Annotated in this window: 13 protein-coding genes, 2 pseudogenes and 1 riboswitch; of the genes and pseudogenes, 1 reads left to right on the forward strand and 14 read right to left on the reverse strand. The window is 51.7% G+C overall.

Annotated features, from left to right (window positions below):
* Positions 1-515 precede the first annotated feature (515 nt).
* The 13 genes and pseudogenes from TJ79_RS28200 to TJ79_RS15505 form a co-directional block, all read right to left on the reverse strand.
* A pseudogene (locus tag TJ79_RS28200) lies at positions 516-1,244 on the reverse strand (pseudouridine synthase); the annotation flags it as partial.
* 189 nt (positions 1,245-1,433) lie between these two features.
* The gene (locus TJ79_RS15450) at positions 1,434-1,967 is read right to left on the reverse strand and encodes a spore maturation protein (RefSeq protein WP_040951235.1); all 534 of its coding nucleotides are present in this window, start codon (positions 1,965-1,967) and stop codon (positions 1,434-1,436) included.
* A gap of 7 nt (positions 1,968-1,974) precedes the next feature.
* Positions 1,975-2,574 (reverse strand): nucleoside recognition domain-containing protein, encoded by a 600-nt coding sequence (locus TJ79_RS15455; protein WP_040951236.1) that lies wholly within the window; start codon positions 2,572-2,574, stop codon positions 1,975-1,977.
* Positions 2,575-2,606: 32 nt separating this feature from the next.
* Positions 2,607-3,827 carry a D-alanyl-D-alanine carboxypeptidase family protein gene (locus TJ79_RS15460; protein ID WP_052339632.1) on the reverse strand — a complete coding sequence of 407 codons (1,221 nt, stop codon included), beginning with the start codon at positions 3,825-3,827 and terminating at the stop codon, positions 2,607-2,609.
* A gap of 442 nt (positions 3,828-4,269) precedes the next feature.
* Positions 4,270-4,642 (reverse strand): annotated as a pseudogene (gene ytfJ, locus TJ79_RS15465) (GerW family sporulation protein); the annotation flags it as partial.
* A 120-nt stretch (positions 4,643-4,762) separates the two neighbouring features.
* Positions 4,763-5,515 (reverse strand): DUF2953 domain-containing protein, encoded by a 753-nt coding sequence (locus tag TJ79_RS15470; protein ID WP_040951237.1) that lies wholly within the window; start codon positions 5,513-5,515, stop codon positions 4,763-4,765.
* Positions 5,516-5,719: 204 nt separating this feature from the next.
* Complete coding sequence (scpB, locus tag TJ79_RS15475) at positions 5,720-6,337, reverse strand: SMC-Scp complex subunit ScpB (protein ID WP_052339633.1); 618 nt, start codon at positions 6,335-6,337, stop codon at positions 5,720-5,722.
* Positions 6,306-7,091 (reverse strand): segregation and condensation protein A, encoded by a 786-nt coding sequence (locus tag TJ79_RS15480; RefSeq protein ID WP_040951239.1) that lies wholly within the window; start codon positions 7,089-7,091, stop codon positions 6,306-6,308. Before TJ79_RS15480 ends, scpB begins: the two co-directional genes overlap by 32 nt.
* A gap of 35 nt (positions 7,092-7,126) precedes the next feature.
* On the reverse strand, positions 7,127-7,597 hold the full coding sequence (ribH, locus tag TJ79_RS15485; protein WP_040951240.1) for a 6,7-dimethyl-8-ribityllumazine synthase: 471 nt from the start codon (positions 7,595-7,597) through the stop codon (positions 7,127-7,129).
* A 34-nt stretch (positions 7,598-7,631) separates the two neighbouring features.
* Complete coding sequence (locus TJ79_RS15490; protein ID WP_040951241.1) at positions 7,632-8,891, reverse strand: bifunctional 3,4-dihydroxy-2-butanone-4-phosphate synthase/GTP cyclohydrolase II; 1,260 nt, start codon at positions 8,889-8,891, stop codon at positions 7,632-7,634.
* Positions 8,892-9,051: 160 nt separating this feature from the next.
* Positions 9,052-9,723 carry a riboflavin synthase gene (gene ribE, locus TJ79_RS15495; protein ID WP_040951242.1) on the reverse strand — a complete coding sequence of 224 codons (672 nt, stop codon included), beginning with the start codon at positions 9,721-9,723 and terminating at the stop codon, positions 9,052-9,054.
* Entirely contained in the window at positions 9,723-10,868 is a 1,146-nt protein-coding gene (ribD, locus tag TJ79_RS15500; protein WP_040951243.1) for a bifunctional diaminohydroxyphosphoribosylaminopyrimidine deaminase/5-amino-6-(5-phosphoribosylamino)uracil reductase RibD, read from the reverse strand. The genes ribE and ribD overlap by 1 nt, the downstream gene beginning before the upstream one ends.
* A gap of 170 nt (positions 10,869-11,038) precedes the next feature.
* Positions 11,039-11,220: riboswitch (FMN riboswitch) on the reverse strand.
* A 190-nt stretch (positions 11,221-11,410) separates the two neighbouring features.
* Entirely contained in the window at positions 11,411-11,842 is a 432-nt protein-coding gene (locus TJ79_RS15505) for a peptidylprolyl isomerase (protein WP_040951244.1), read from the reverse strand.
* A gap of 165 nt (positions 11,843-12,007) precedes the next feature.
* Between TJ79_RS15505 and mraY the strand changes: the two genes are divergently transcribed.
* Positions 12,008-12,961: a phospho-N-acetylmuramoyl-pentapeptide-transferase gene (mraY, locus tag TJ79_RS15510; RefSeq protein ID WP_040951245.1), complete on the forward strand. Its 954-nt coding sequence runs from the start codon at positions 12,008-12,010 to the stop codon at positions 12,959-12,961.
* A gap of 118 nt (positions 12,962-13,079) precedes the next feature.
* Here the strand turns inward: mraY and TJ79_RS15515 are convergent.
* Positions 13,080-15,032, reverse strand: a 1,953-nt coding sequence (locus tag TJ79_RS15515; RefSeq protein ID WP_155987907.1) for an immunoglobulin-like domain-containing protein, incomplete at its 5' end; no start/stop codon positions are given.

Raw genomic sequence — 15,032 nt, forward strand, 5'->3', positions numbered from 1 at the left:
AGCCCGGTTGCGGCTGCCCGACCGACCTTCCGCAGATTGGGTTTTTCCTACCGGTCTTGTACCCGGTTTAGAGGTTGAACGGGGTTTGTATCCCTCTTTCGAGGCAGATGGTCCGTTTTGAAAACCGCTTTCCGATTTGGATCCGAATCGCGAGCGGCTGCCGGCTGCCGGTTTTCCGCTTTGCTTTCTGCCTTTTTGGATGAATCTGCCGGTTTTTCAGTTGAAAATTCAGATGACCGGGTAGAGGGTTTGCCATTTCTCTTGCCAGTTGACCGGGCTGATGTTCGTCCCCTCGGGTTCCTTGAGGCCGGCTTTTCAGCTGTCTCTTCAAACGCGTGTACAGCCGCTTTCGGTTCGGCACCGTTTGCTGATTTTGTTAAATGTTTTGGCTTCGGTTTCGGTTTAAACGTCGGTTTTCCTTTGCGAGCCGACCCTTCCGATCGTACAAAGGCGCCGGACAGCTCCCCGTAACCGTTATCTTCTCCACCATCAGCAGCAGGCTGCTGCGGAAGTGCCGGATCAACGGAAAAAGCAGCCTTACGCAGCTCTTCCACTTCTTTTTCCTCCAGATGGCGATAGACGCCACGCGGCAAAGAACCTAAGAGGATTGGGCCGAAAGAAACTCGCTTCAGCCGAGTAAGCGGGTGATTCACCGCTTCAAACATCCGCCTCACCTGACGGTTCCGTCCTTCAAAGATGGTGATGCTGATAACCGTCTCGTTTTTCTGCGGATTCACATCGTGGTAGTCGACAATAGCCGGGGCGGTCATCCCGTCCTCCAGCTGCACGCCGCGGGACAATTGTTCCAATACGGATCCATGAATGACGCCATTCACCGTCGCCCGGTAAGTCCGGGGCACATGGTGGCGGGGGTGGGTCAGCAGATTGGCGAACTCGCCATCATTGGTAAGAATCAACAAACCCTCCGTGTCATAGTCCAACCGGCCGACAGGATAAACCCGCTCCTTAATCCCCTGCAGATAATCGGCAACCACTTTCCGCCCTTCCGGGTCTTTGGCGCTGGTGATGACGCCCTTCGGTTTATGTAAAAGCAGATAGATTTTCTTCTCGCTCTTGATCAAACGGCCATCTACCTGAATGGTATCCTCCTGCGGATTCACCTTGATTCCCGCTTCTTTTACCACCTCGCCGTTAACCATTACTCTCCCCGCCGCGATGTACTCTTCGCACTTTCGCCGGGAAGCGACGCCGGCAGCTGCCAGCACCTTTTGCAAACGTTCCATTTGTCGGTTCACCTCACAGCCTATCATACCTATCTGCGACGAAAATCACAAGCGATACTCAAGTGTACAGAAGCATGCTCCTCAGGACAAGACCAGACCTTGCAATTTGTCAGCACCTATAGCAAAAAAACCTGCAAAAACCCCAGGTTATCTCATCCCTTTCCTATTAAGATTTCTTGACTAGCGCTCTTATCCGAAAACGAGATAACAAATGGCAACAGAAGCGGCGAAACCGATCAAATCGCTGATCAACCCGACCTTCAACGCATAGCCGGCCCGGCGGATTCCGACTGCGCCGAAATAAACCGTAAGCACATAAAGCGTCGTATCCGTGCTACCCTGCACCGTTGAGGCGATTCTACCGATAAGAGAATCGGGTCCGAATTGTTTGATCAAGTCGGTGGTAAACGCTAGGGATCCTGCTCCCGTTATCGGACGCAAAATAGCCAGAGGCAATACCTCTCCCGGGACGCCGATATAGTTAAGCAGCGGCTGCAGCACCCCGACGATCCACTCCATCGCCCCGGAAACCCGGAAGATGCTGATGGCCACCATCATTCCAACCAAATGAGGAATAATGGATACGGCCGTTTGGAAGCCATCCTTCGCCCCATCAACAAAGGACTCGTAAACGGGCACCTTCCGAGAAACGGCAAATAAAGGAATGAATACGATCAGTGCCGGGATAAGCCAAGCGGATATAGCGGTGATTACAGTGTACATAACCGAATCATCCTTTCGTCGGAGGTACTCGTGCTGACCGTTTACGATACCAGCGGTCTACAATAATAGCAGCTCCCGTGGAAATTAATGTGGCCAGCAGGGTTGTCCCGATAATATCTGCTGGATTAAGCGAATGAAAGTTCATGCGGATGGCGATAAGAGTCGTAGGAATCAGCGTGATGCTGGATGTGTTCAAGGCTAGGAGAGTGCACATAGCCGGGCTCGCTTTTTCTTTGTCCGGGTTCAACTTTTGCAGCTCCTGCATCGCTTTGATTCCCATAGGCGTGGCGGCGTTGCCCAAGCCGAATATATTTGCGCTCATATTGGACATGATGTACCCAACCGCCGGATGGTCAGAGGGAACGCCGGGAAACAGGAAGCGGACCACCGGTCGCAGCATCCGGGCAAAGATCCGCAAAAGGCCTGAATCTTCCGCAATACGCATCATGCCCATCCAAAACGTGAGAATGCTGATCAAGCCCAAGCTTACCGTAACTCCTGTTTCTGCCCCGTCAAACACTGCTTTTGTGACCAATTCGATATTACCTTGCGCGGCGGCGACGAGAAATCCCGCAACGATAAAAAACAGCCAGATAAAGTTGACCAACCTTCTCCCCTCCCCCTATCCTGTAAAAGGTTTCATCGGTTTCCTGCAGCTGTTTGCGTCAGAAAAATCAGAACCTTAGCCAGTTGGCTCATATAGCGCTTCGCAAACGACACTGATCCTTTATGCGCAATTTGTGCGTGATTGGTGGCCTGTTTTCCTGCCGACGCTGCGGGAGCGCCGGTCTTATCTTCATAAATAGGGATGCTGCCGACAAAGGCACCGCTCAGATAAATTTTTAAATTCCCGCGTTTCCCTAGCTTGTAATCAGCTGAACGAGTATCCGTCACTGCAAGGGTAGAAGTGAATTGCTGCTGCTCCTCTTTTTTTGCCGGATAAAGGAAGGTTTGGCCTGCAATAAGCCCGTTTTCTAGCTTGCTTCCTTCCGTGACAACGGTTTTCAGCGGGAACGTTTCGAAACCGTAATTAAGCAACCTAGCGTGATCGGCCCAATCGTTTCCGTCATTCAGCGTGACAACCGCGAGTTGTTGGCCGTCCCGGGTTGCAGAGGATACCAGACAGCGGCGGGACAGCTTGGTAAATCCGGTTTTCACACCATCCGCTCCCGGAAATAAGTTGAGCATTTTGTTTTTGTTCGTCCATACGTCGTCCCAAGCTTGATCTTCCCGGGAAACGTTAATCCGTTTCGTCTTCACGATTTCCCGAAAAACCGGATTTTTCAAGGCATATGCCGCAAGCCGCGCCATATCGTTGGCTGTGGAATAATGCTGATCATCGTCAAGCCCGGACGGGTTCATAAAATGCGAATTGGTCATGCCCAGCTCTTCCGCCTTACGGTTCATCAAGTAGACGAAGCCGTCGACGCTGCCGCCTACATGCTCGGCAATAGCCGTAGCCGCATCATTACCCGAGCGCAGCATAAGACCATACAGCAAATTGCTCAGGCTGATTTTCTCACCCAACTTTAAGTAGATGGACGAGCCTTCTTTGCCGAAGGCTGTTTTGGTGATCGTCACCTGATCGGACAAGTTGCCGTTTTCAATGGCTACAATGGCGGTCATGATTTTCGTCGTGCTGGCGATGCGCATGCGCTTGTCTCCTGCGCTGCTGTAAAGAATCCGTCCGCTCGTCACATCGATCATCGCCGCGCTTTCGGCAGCTGTTTGAATGGGCTGGTATGCGGTAACCGCTTCATCCTCTGGGGAAGCTGCGGCAGCCGCAGTTAAGCCGATTGAGACGAACAAGAAGACTGCTACCAAGCCGGTTTGCAGAAAGATCCATCGTATGCGCTTCAAGCCCTTCACTCCCAATCCATATTAGTACCACTATATGCCCGTCCGAGATTTTTCATGTCCAGTGAAAAAGGCTGATCTTTCCGACATCCTTAAGCGCCGGATAAGATCAGCCTTTTTTGAAAAACAGCTCAAGTCGATTATTCGTTGGATTCGTTGGACCCGTTGGACTCGTTGGATTCGTTTGAAGCGGAACTTGAAGTGGGAGACAGGCTGGTCGAGCTGACAATTCCGGAGTTGGCATCCCCCATGGAGGTATATCCGCCTGAAGACCCGCCGCTGTATCCGCCGCCAGAAGATCTCGGGCCGGAGCCTGATGGAAAATTGTTGATGCTGCTTGCAGAGGAAGGAGCCGCATAGCTGCCGGCAGAACCGGTTTCACCCGTTCCCCTGACTACGTCAGTTGCTCCGCTGCCCGTGCCACCCGTGCCATTCGTGAAGTAGCCTTGAATCTTATCCGCCACTTGCGGAGCCAAATCGATAAGCTTCTCATAGAGATGGGTTTGATTGTCCAGCGGCACCACCCGCACCCCCTGCTTGCCAACGACCAGGAAAGCGATAGGGCTGATGGAGACGCCACCGCCGCTGCCGCCGCCGAAAGGAAGAGCGACTTGTGCGTTGCTTGCTTCTTGTCCCATCTCCTCCGTCGTAAAATCGCTGCCGCCTGCAGCAAACCCAAAGCCGACCTTGCTGATCGGCATGATCACATCGCCATTGCCGGTTTCAATCGGGTCACCGACGATGGTATTGACATTAACCATCTCCGTAATCTGCTCCATAGCCGTCTTCATTAAGCCTTGAATCGGATGGTCTGCCATTGCTGTTCCTCCTTGAGGGTAAAAGATTAAGTTTACAGGATTCGGATCGTATCAGGATTAAATTACCCAAAACCGCTGCATCTCATGTAACCTACCTGCGGAGCGGCTTGAGTCGAAAGCTCAAGGGTTCCCGGCAGCAACGGCAGAACGGGCCTTCTTCTTCCTACGTTCTGCCAAAAGCTGTCGCAGCAGCCACTTTTTATCCTTGAGCCGGAAAAAGAAACCGATCATGGAGACTAACAACGATCCGGCGCGAATTCGGACCGCCGCCGTCACTTCCATCGAAAAAAAGTAACGGTTGTAAAGGGGTTGAACGGCTAGGTTGGGCCGAGTGTTTAGCCGTATGTAGCGGAACAGATAACCGAGAAACGTTGTTTTAAAAGCCCATCCTGCCCCGGTAGCAACAGCGGTCAGCGGAGCGTCTCCCAATCCGATACCCGTCAGCCACCGCAACTCCGTGCAATGCATTTTTTTCATCAGATGCTTGATTCCTTTGTTTAAGCCCTTTGCATTTTTCCGCAGTTCGCGAAATCTTCCTACCGCCAAATCAAAACCGATGGTATCCTCAATAGGATCCGCTACGGCTTCTGTCACCGCGGCACTGGCCGTTTTCTTTTTGCGGATACTTTGCGCCAGCCTGGTCAACCCTTTATCCAACATGTTCTCGTATTCGATGTCCGGGATCTCGAATTTGTACGTATAGATACCGAGTGGCGCCCGCACCGTCAGGGAGAAGCTATCCTTGTCCTTCCTTCTGACAAAATGGACCCGGATGCGAATCGGGCTTATTAATATCAGCATGAAGGCAACTACGGCTAGGACTAGTATGAGCAAAACGATGTTCAGCAAAACGATCAGTACATTCACCAGCATGTGACGCCCCCCATCGCAGCATCGATCTTCAAAGAGAATTAGGATAGACGGCGAACGGCAAGCCTCCGCTCCATCCTCGAAAAAAGACGCCGATGCTGGCGAAGCTTAAACGCCCTTTCATTGCGATTTGCCTATAAAAAGAAAAAACCCGCGCAGCAGCACGGATTTAGTATGTACGATCTATTGGCATAAATACGAAAAGGACTATTCATTTTCCTGTCCGACATCATCGAAGGTCATTTGCTGGGTATCCGGACGATCAAACAGCATCCGGGTTTCTTCTTCCAGACTGTCGATATCCATATTGCCGAATACCGATGAATCGGGTAGCTCGCTCAAATCGGATAATCCGAAATAGTCCATGAATTTTCGCGTCGTTCCGTATAAAATCGGCCGCCCCACCGCTTCCGCACGTCCTACCTCCACGATCAGCTCTTTGGCGGCAAGAGTATGGAGTGCGCGGTCGCAAGCCACCCCGCGAATTTCTTCGATTTCGATTCGTGTAATGGGCTGCCGATATGCGACGATAGATAAGGTTTCGAGAGCCGCCTGGGACAGGGATGAACGGGTCGGTGCCTGAGCCAACCGTTCGAAATAGGGAGCATGCTCGCTCACCGTCGTCATTTGATACGTTCCCGCAAGCTCCACAATCTGGATGCCCCGCTCCTGCTTCTTTAGATCGTTCCTCAATTCCTCCACCAGAGCCGCAGCGTCCTTGGTGTCCAGCTCCATCACATCCGCCAACTGCCGGATATCGATTCCTTCGTCGCCGGAGGCGAATAACAAGCCTTCAATAACTGATTTGAGCTTCTTCGATTGCAACCTCGTAGTCATCCTCTCTGGACTGGATCACGATATCGTCGAACAGACGATGCTGGAAGCAGACGATACGTTTCATTTTCATCAGCTCCAAAAGGGCAAGAAAGCTTACGACCAAATCTCCACGGGAATAATCATCCTCCAGTAGGCTGCTGAAGAGCAGCTTACCGCCTTCCCGATCCAATAGTCGAAGCACTTGCTTGATCCTGTCTTTCACGGAAATTTCATCCCGATGGATTTTGGTCACCCGATGCCGGGAAGTCATTTTCCTAAGCGCTTTGCGGAAGGCCCACATCAAATCGGCGGTGCTCAAGCCTTCCACTGGATTCTCCTGCCTTTTCGGTGCAAAAGGAGTCAAATCCGCCGGCTCCCGGGTATAGATCAGGCTGCGTTCCAGTTCTTTGTCCCGCAAATGCTCGGCGATTTCTTTATATTTTTTGTACTCGATAAGTTTCTGAACCAGCTCTGCCCGGGGATCGTAATCCTCGTCATAGTATTCTTCCTCCCACATATTATCCATGACGGGAGGCTTCGGCAGCAGCATTTGGCTTTTGATGGATAGCAAAGTAGCCGCCATCACGAGAAATTCACTGGTAATGTCCAGCTCCATCGCCTGCATCATCGACAAATATTCCATATACTGGTCGGTTATCAGACGGATGGGGATATCGTAAATATCCATCTCGTTTTTATCGATCAGATGGAGCAGCAGGTCCAGGGGACCTTCAAAGGTTTCCAGCTTGAATGTAACTCTCATCGGTGTCCCCTTTCCCGGAATAACGGATCAATAAATCAACCCTTGAACTGCTTCAGCAGGTTAGCCATTTCAATAGCGGTAGTTGCAGCATCCCAGCCTTTATTGCCGGCTTTGGTACCTGCGCGTTCGATCGCCTGCTCGATGCTGTCCGTTGTTAAAACACCGAAAATGACAGGCAGACCGGTTTTCAGCCCGACAGATGCAACGCCTTTAGAAACCTCGGCGCACACATAGTCAAAGTGAGGCGTTGACCCGCGGATAACCGCACCGAGAGTAATGACAGCATCATATTTCCCGCTTTCCGCCATTTTTTGCGCGGCCAGCGGGATTTCATAAGCACCCGGAACCCAAGCGATATCGATCTCTTCTTCCGTAACGCCATGGCGCTGCAAGGCGTCCAACGCGCCGGAAACCAGCTTGGATACGATAAATTCGTTGAAACGGCCGGCGACAATACCGTACCGCAAATTTTGTGAAATTAAATGGCCTTCATACACTTTTATCATGGAACCATCCATCCTTTCAAGTTGTAAATTCAATTTAGGAGCGATTGTTCTTTCCAGTCAAAATACCGGCCGTATCCGGCTGCTCGGCAAAATTCAGCATATGGCCCAGCTTTGCCTTCTTCGTACGCAAATAGCGGGCATTATCTTCATTTTCTTCCATTTGCAAAGGAACTCGCTCTACCACTTCCAGGCCGTAGCCTTCCAATCCTTTAATTTTCCGGGGATTGTTGGTCAAAAGACGGATTTTGCGAACACCGAGGTCTTTCAGAATTTGCGCGCCGATACCGTAATCCCGCAGGTCGGCGGGGAATCCCAGTTTAATATTCGCGTCGACGGTGTCGAATCCCTCTTCTTGCAGCTGATAAGCTTTCAATTTGTTGATTAACCCGATGCCCCGGCCCTCCTGACGCATATAGAGTAGGACGCCGGTGCCCTCCTCTTCAATCTGACGCAGGGCGGCGTCCAATTGAGGACCGCAATCGCAGCGGTGGGAATGGAAAACATCCCCGGTGAGACATTCGGAGTGAACCCGGACCAGCACCGGAACGGAGCTATCGATGGTTCCTTTCACCAGAGCCACATGCTCCTTGCCGTCCACTTCATTCGTATAGGCTACCGCGCGGAACAGTCCGGCGTCAACCGGAAGCTTCACTTCCACTTCCCGGGTAATCAGCTTTTCCTTCTCGTTGCGATACCGGATCAAATCTTGAATGGTAATTATCTTCATGCCGTGCTCACGGGCAAAGGGGATCAAATCCGGCACGCGGGCCATCGTCCCGTCTTCCTTGATGATTTCGCAAATAACGGCCGCAGGAGACGAACCGCACATGCGGGCCAAATCGACGGCGGCTTCCGTATGGCCGGCCCGGCGGAGCACTCCGCCTTTTTTGGCGACTAGCGGGAAGATGTGGCCAGGTCTGCGAAAATCGGCTGGAGCAGCTTTCGGGTTGATCAACGCTTTGATCGTAGATGACCGTTCATGGGCCGAGATCCCGGTGGTCGTGGAGGTATGATCAACGGATACGGTAAACGCTGTGCCATGGTTATCGGTGTTAACCTCCACCATCGGCTTCAGGTTCAAATCTCTGGCGCGCTCTTCGGTAATCGGTACGCACACCAAGCCGCGTCCCTCTTTGATCATAAAATTAATGATGTCCGGCGTCGCTTTATCGGCCAGGGCAATAAAATCCCCTTCGTTTTCCCGGTCTTCATCGTCGACAACGATGATGATCCGGCCCAGCATCAATTCGTAAATCGCTTCTTCAATCGGATCAAAACGAATATCGTCAGCCATGGTTCTCACTCCTTGCTTTTATGTTTCTTGCCTTGCTTGTTTCTAAAGAAAAACGTCTATCGATGAGCATTCAAAGATGCCAGACCGCATTTAGAGGAAGTTTTTCTTGCGATATCAGGATGCCACTGCTTCGAAGTTTATACTTTCTGATATCTTAAACTTAAACAAAGCCATGTTCAGCCAAAAAATTCATATCCACCTTGCCATCTTTTTTTCCGCCTTCATTAGGTGGAGACTCACCCCGCCAATGCAGAAGACGGTCGATGTATTTGCCGAGAATGTCTGCTTCCAGATTCACCGCATCCCCGACTTCCTTATCCGCCAAAATCGTCTGATCCAGCGTGTGGGGGATGATCGAGATGGTGAAGCTTTCGTCACCGGCTTTGACCACCGTTAGACTGATTCCATCAACCGCGATGGAACCTTGGGAAACGATGAATTTCATAATATGTGATGCATCCGGTTGAATGGTGTAAACGACGGCGTTTTCTTCCCGCACCTTGGAGCGGATGGTTCCGCTTGTATCCACATGGCCTTGCACCATATGACCGCCGTACCGCCCGCCCGCTGCCATCGCCCGCTCCAGATTGACCCGGTCGCCAGGCTGCAGGTTGCGCAGGTTGGTTTTGCGGTAGGTTTCCGGCATGACATCCATCGAAACCGTATTGCGGTCAAAAGCGATTACCGTTAAGCAGACGCCATTGACGGCGATGCTGTCGCCCAGATGGCAGTCTTCCAAAACCTTCGACGCAGATACGGTCAAGATCATCGCCTGACCCTGCCGATGGATGCGTTTCATGTTGCCAATCTCTTCAATTATGCCTGTAAACATCAGGTATTCACCTCCCTGTCTGCAGCAGCTGCATAAACGGGGTAACCTGTCACGCAAAAATCGTCTCCGAAGGTTTCCACTTGAATTCGCTCCAAGCGGAAAGCCTCATCCATTGCGGCGAAGCCAGGAAATGCGAAGTTAGCCGGCGCATCTGCACCCCCGATAATTTTCGGGGCGAAGAAGAGATGAAACTTATCGATCAGCAGCGCCCTTAGCATGGCGCCGTTCAGCCTGCCGCCGCCTTCCAGCAGCACCGAACCGATCTCCAGCCCGCCCAGCGCTTTCAGCGCTAACTGGAGATCCACCTGCTGCCCGCCTCCGGCGGCGATAACCTTGGCGCCCAGCTCCTCGAGGCGCTTACGCCTAGCCTCCGGCGCTCGCTCCGTCGTCACCACGACGACGCCGGCGCCGCCCGGGGCGAGCAGCCGCGCCTCAGGCGGCAGCCGCAGCTCTGAGTCGACGACGACCCGCACCGGGCTGAGTCCCGGTACAGGGAGCCTCGTCGTGAGCTGCGGATCGTCGGCCAGTGCGGTACCCACGCCGACCATGATCGCCTGATGCCGGTGACGGAGCAAGTGGACAAACTCCCTGGCGCTCTCGCCCGTGATCCACTTGCTGTCCCCGGCATAGCTGGCGATGCGGCCGTCCAGGGTGCTGGCCGACTTCGCGGTGACGAAGGGCATGCCGGTGACGATGTACTTGTTGAACATCTCGTTCAACAATGTCGCCTCCTGGCTGCGTACGCCGACCGTCACCTCAATGCCCGCCTCCCGCAGACGCTGGATGCCGCGCCCCGCCACCAGCGGATTCGGATCTTCGGCGCCTACCACCACCCGAGCCGCCTTCTCCGCGATAATCCGCTCGCTACAGGGCGGCGTCTTGCCGTAGTGGCTGCAAGGCTCCAACGTAACGTACACGGTGGCGCCCTCCGCTTCCGCTCCCGCCATGTTGAGGGCATGCACCTCCGCATGGCCGGTTCCCCGCTTCAAGTGAGCGCCCATACCCACGATTCGCCCATCCTTCACTACCACGCAGCCGACAACCGGGTTGATCCCCGTTTGACCTTGTGTTGTCCTAGCCATGTTCAAAGCCAGATCCATATAGGTTTCATCGGTCAACCGTTCAACGGATACTCGGGATTCCATGCGATTCCCACCATTCTTAAAAACGAATATTGAGAGTAAGCTAATGATTGTGATCAGGAGCCAAAAGAAAAGCCCCTGTCTACGAACAGGGGCGCAACTTCATAAGGATTGAAAACACGTATTGTGAAAAAATGCACATTTCCGTGTTAACGAAGCCTTTCGGCTTCCCTTTCGTCCTTCTTCCATCCAGACTTTAACTGTCGGTCCTGGAATCTCACCAGATCAGCCGTCCGGAAGCGGTATACAACACTGCAGAGCGCCTTCCGTCCGGGTCGCGGACTACCGCTTGCCCCTGAATGATGAGCAGCGGATCACCGCCGGTAGGGATTTTCACCCTGCCCCGAAGGTTCTATTCAGTTCGATTGCAAGACTCTCTAACATAGTTTGAATACTACCATCGGGAACCAGAAAATGCAAGGGATATCCCCCTGCTTGTCCACTTCCATCCTTGTAAATTCAAGCTTTTGTCAAGAAACGGAAAGCTGCCACAACCCAATAAAAAACCGGTACCCCATTAAGATCAGGTACCGGCTGATCAATCATTAAGCTTCGATAACTTCAACTTTAGCCATTTTTTCCCGGCCGCGGAATTTTTCCACGGTTTCCATACCGCTTACAACTTGGCCGAAAACCGTATGTTGGCCGTCGAGATGCGGTTGGGGAGCGTAGCAGATGTAGAACTGGCTGCCGCCTGTATTACGGCCGGCATGCGCCATAGCCAAAGTGCCTTTCACATGCTTGTTCGGGTTGATTTCACAGTTGATGGTGTACCCGGGGCCGCCAGTGCCTGTCCCATGGGGGCAGCCGCCTTGAGCTACAAAGCCCGGAATAACGCGGTGGAAGATAAGCCCGTTATAAAACCCGCTGTTCGCCAGCTTCTCAAAGTTGGCTACCGTATTCGGGGCGTCCTTTTCAAAAAGATCGATGACGATTTGCTCGCCGTTTTCCATTGTAATGTTTGCTTGCTTGGACATGTTCAGATCCTCTCCTTCATATGATTCAACATGCTACTCATTGTACTTTTTCTGTAACGAGAATTCAACCACAGCAGCAACCTTAAGAGACTTGGCCTTCGTCTTAATCTGTAGTACAGTTTTAGAAGATCTTCTCATCCCACTCTTTCATAACAGGTGATTCTCATGAGTATCGCTTTACTCGTCGTCTTCGCTTTGACTTTTCTGGTGGTGACGGCCCTCACCCCCGTTCTCATTCGTGGACTGCGCGCTCTTGATCTCATTCAACCCATCCGAGCGGAGCTTCCTGCGGACCATCAAGCCAAACGCGGCACGCCGCTGATGGCCGGCCTCATCCTGCTTCTTGGCAGCGTTCCGACGCTGATTACCCAGCCCAAACCCTTGGCGCTCTTTTTGGTCGTCGTCTTCATCCTGTTCAGCGTCATCGGCTTCCTGGACGATATGAAAAAAGCCGCCTTCAAAGATCCTTCCGGTATCTCCGGCAAAAGCAAGCTGGTGTTCCAGTTCCTTTTCACCGGACTATTGCTTTTATTCGCCATCAACCAGTTATCCATTACTCCCGACATTCAGTTATCCCGCAGCTTGGTTATCGGCTTGCCTCTAGCGGTCTATGTAGGCATCATGCTTATCGTCATCGTCGGATTGGCCAACGCCATCAACTTTACTGACGGAATGGACGGACTTCTAATCAATACGGCCATCCCATCCTATTTCTTTTTCTTCGTCATCTCCGACAAAATCGAGGTCAGAACCTTCTCCCTCGTTATGATCGCCTGTCTGCTCGGGCTGCTGCTTTACAATGTCTACCCTGCCCGCGCATTCATGGGCGACACCGGTTCCCTCGCCATCGGCGGCTCTTTGACCTTCCTCGCCGTTATCGAAAAAGTCGAGCTGCTCATGCCGCTGCTCTTTCTCATCTTCGCCGTAGAGCAGCTATCCGTCGTCCTGCAGGTTTGGCATTACAAGAGGACGAAGCTTCGTCTCTTCCGCATGGCGCCGATCCACTACCATTTCCGGCTAAAATACGGCTGGAGCGAGAACCGCATCGTTCTCACCTTCGGCGCCGTGTCCTGGCTATGCATGCTAATCTGCTATGTGCTTTGGAGGGTGCTGTTTTAATCCTTAGAATTATCGATATAAAACACACTCCATTAGCCAATAATAAAAGGTTCGGTTCAAAGGCTGAAGAGAAATACCTTTGAACCGAACCTTTTCACAATAGAACGCCTAATCTAAATTATTTGCTTTTCTGCTCCCAAACGATCTGCAACAAACTGACGGCTTCAGCCCGGGTTACTAGTGAGGTTGGAAGAAAATTGTTGCTTCCTTTGGCGAAGAGCAAGCCTATTTCAACAGTTGCCTGCACGGACGGTTTTGCCCACGCAGCTATGTCGGCATCATCGCGAAAAGCGGTTTTGGCAAGCGGGTTTGTCTTCAGATTCATCGCCTTGGCGATCATGACCGCAAATTCCATGCGATTCACTTTTTGTTCCGGATGGAATGTCCCATCGGGATATCCCGAGACGACGCCTTTGGATGAGGCGAAATAAATAGCTGTTTTGGCCCAATCCGGAATTTTGCTTTGATCTGTAAAAGATTTCGCCGCTGCTTGCACGTTCGTTCCATACCTCGCCCGAACGAGCATAGTCACGAATTCCGCCCGGGTGATCGCATCATTAGGACGAAATTTAGCCGAGGTGGTGTCATAAAGGATGCCTTCAGCCGCTGCTTGGCAGATGGAGGCTTCCGCCCAATTCCCTTTTATATCTGTAAATTTACAAGAATCTGATGCAGTCGATTTGTTTGGCGTACCTGATGATGACCCGGTGCTTGTGCCCGATGACGAGCTTGATGTTGAACCGGTTGTTTTCGTTGCATCTATCCGATTTATGGTGTAGGTATAGGTTTTCGTCGCCCCGGCTGAAGCTTTCACCGTAAACGTAAATACGTTATTACCTATCGCTAGATCTAATTTCTTTGGTTCTTTTAACGTCTCGCCAAAGAGTGTCACCGAGCCGTTTGCATCCTCAGCTTGGGCATAGATTTCCACCTTTTGACCGGAAGTCGTAACCGTATCATCGAGTTTAACCGATAGATCTTTCCCATCAACCCGGAAGATGCAGAGCAAACCTGTATTATTGGTTAAAGTCGGAGCCGTATAATTGTTCGGATAAGTGCCTGTTGTACCACCTGTTGCATTGCCGATCAGATAAAGAGTTTGCTGCTGTTTCAAGTACTCCTCATTGGTCATGACAAAAACTAGCCGAAAGACTTCGGTTGCTGAAACTCCCGCCTCATTTTGCACGCCATAGCGGATCAAGTAAGTCCCCGGGTATTGGACGTTAACATATCCGGCTGCTGTAATCCGTTTGGAGATATCGCCGTAGATCGGGTCCGTCGCTTTCACCCCAGGCTCAATATAAGACTGACCAACAATCATGTACATCGTTTTCTCGCCCAGCAATTGAAGGGTGGGCGCGGAAATAACGTTAACTGTCCGGGTAAGCTTCGGCGAGGCATTACGGGAGGAATCAAAGGCCTGGTACTCCAGTGTGTACACACCAACCTTGTTTGTATTGACTGAGCCTGTTACAACTGGCTTTAGGGAACCATCCTGAAGATCGTTCGCCGTTGCACCAGGGTCGACGAAGGTGCTGCCAACGTTAATGTTCATCACGGAGGAACCGATCAAAGTGATCGTTGGCGCCTCATTGTCAAATACGTTCACAACCCGAGTCCCGGTAGTTGAATTTCCGGCTCGATCCTTCACCTGATATTCAACTTTGTAGCTGCCTACCTTCCACGATTGAACCGTACCTGATATTACGATATTGGAAGAGGAAATCGCGCCATCAATATTATCGGTAGCCGTTGCCCCCAGTTCTCTGTACGATTCGTTATAAGCGAGTTGCATCGGACTACTGCCGTTAAGCGTCAACGTTGGCGGCGTATTATCTAATATAAAGGCTTGCGAAACGAAATAGGTGCTGGTACCGCTTGTATTCGCTGCCTGAATGTGCAAATACCACGCTCCGTCTCCGCTGGTTTTACTCAATGTATCGCCGTTCTTAAAAGAAGCCCAACCAACGCTCGGTACAGTTGTGCTATTCGACCATGCGTAAAGCAACGAATTGGAATCAAGACTATTCGTTTTCTCCGTAACCTTAACATATGTACTCGCTGACTTTGC

This window comes from Gorillibacterium massiliense (assembly GCF_000455485.1).
In the GTDB taxonomy this organism is placed as follows: Bacteria; Bacillota; Bacilli; order Paenibacillales; family NBRC-103111; genus Gorillibacterium; species Gorillibacterium massiliense.

What these genes read in the sequence shown, in the direction of transcription:
- mraY (WP_040951245.1), top strand. Translation starts at nt 12,008, where the DNA reads ATGAGTATCGCTTTACTCGTCGTCTTCGCTTTGACTTTTCTGGTGGTG.
- ribD (WP_040951243.1), bottom strand. Translation starts at nt 10,868, where the DNA reads ATGGAATCCCGAGTATCCGTTGAACGGTTGACCGATGAAACCTATATG.
- TJ79_RS15480 (WP_040951239.1), bottom strand. Translation starts at nt 7,091, where the DNA reads ATGAGAGTTACATTCAAGCTGGAAACCTTTGAAGGTCCCCTGGACCTG.
- ribE (WP_040951242.1), bottom strand. Translation starts at nt 9,723, where the DNA reads ATGTTTACAGGCATAATTGAAGAGATTGGCAACATGAAACGCATCCAT.
- TJ79_RS15490 (WP_040951241.1), bottom strand. Translation starts at nt 8,891, where the DNA reads ATGGCTGACGATATTCGTTTTGATCCGATTGAAGAAGCGATTTACGAA.
- ribH (WP_040951240.1), bottom strand. Translation starts at nt 7,597, where the DNA reads ATGATAAAAGTGTATGAAGGCCATTTAATTTCACAAAATTTGCGGTAC.
- TJ79_RS15450 (WP_040951235.1), bottom strand. Translation starts at nt 1,967, where the DNA reads ATGTACACTGTAATCACCGCTATATCCGCTTGGCTTATCCCGGCACTG.
- TJ79_RS15505 (WP_040951244.1), bottom strand. Translation starts at nt 11,842, where the DNA reads ATGTCCAAGCAAGCAAACATTACAATGGAAAACGGCGAGCAAATCGTC.
- TJ79_RS15470 (WP_040951237.1), bottom strand. Translation starts at nt 5,515, where the DNA reads ATGCTGGTGAATGTACTGATCGTTTTGCTGAACATCGTTTTGCTCATA.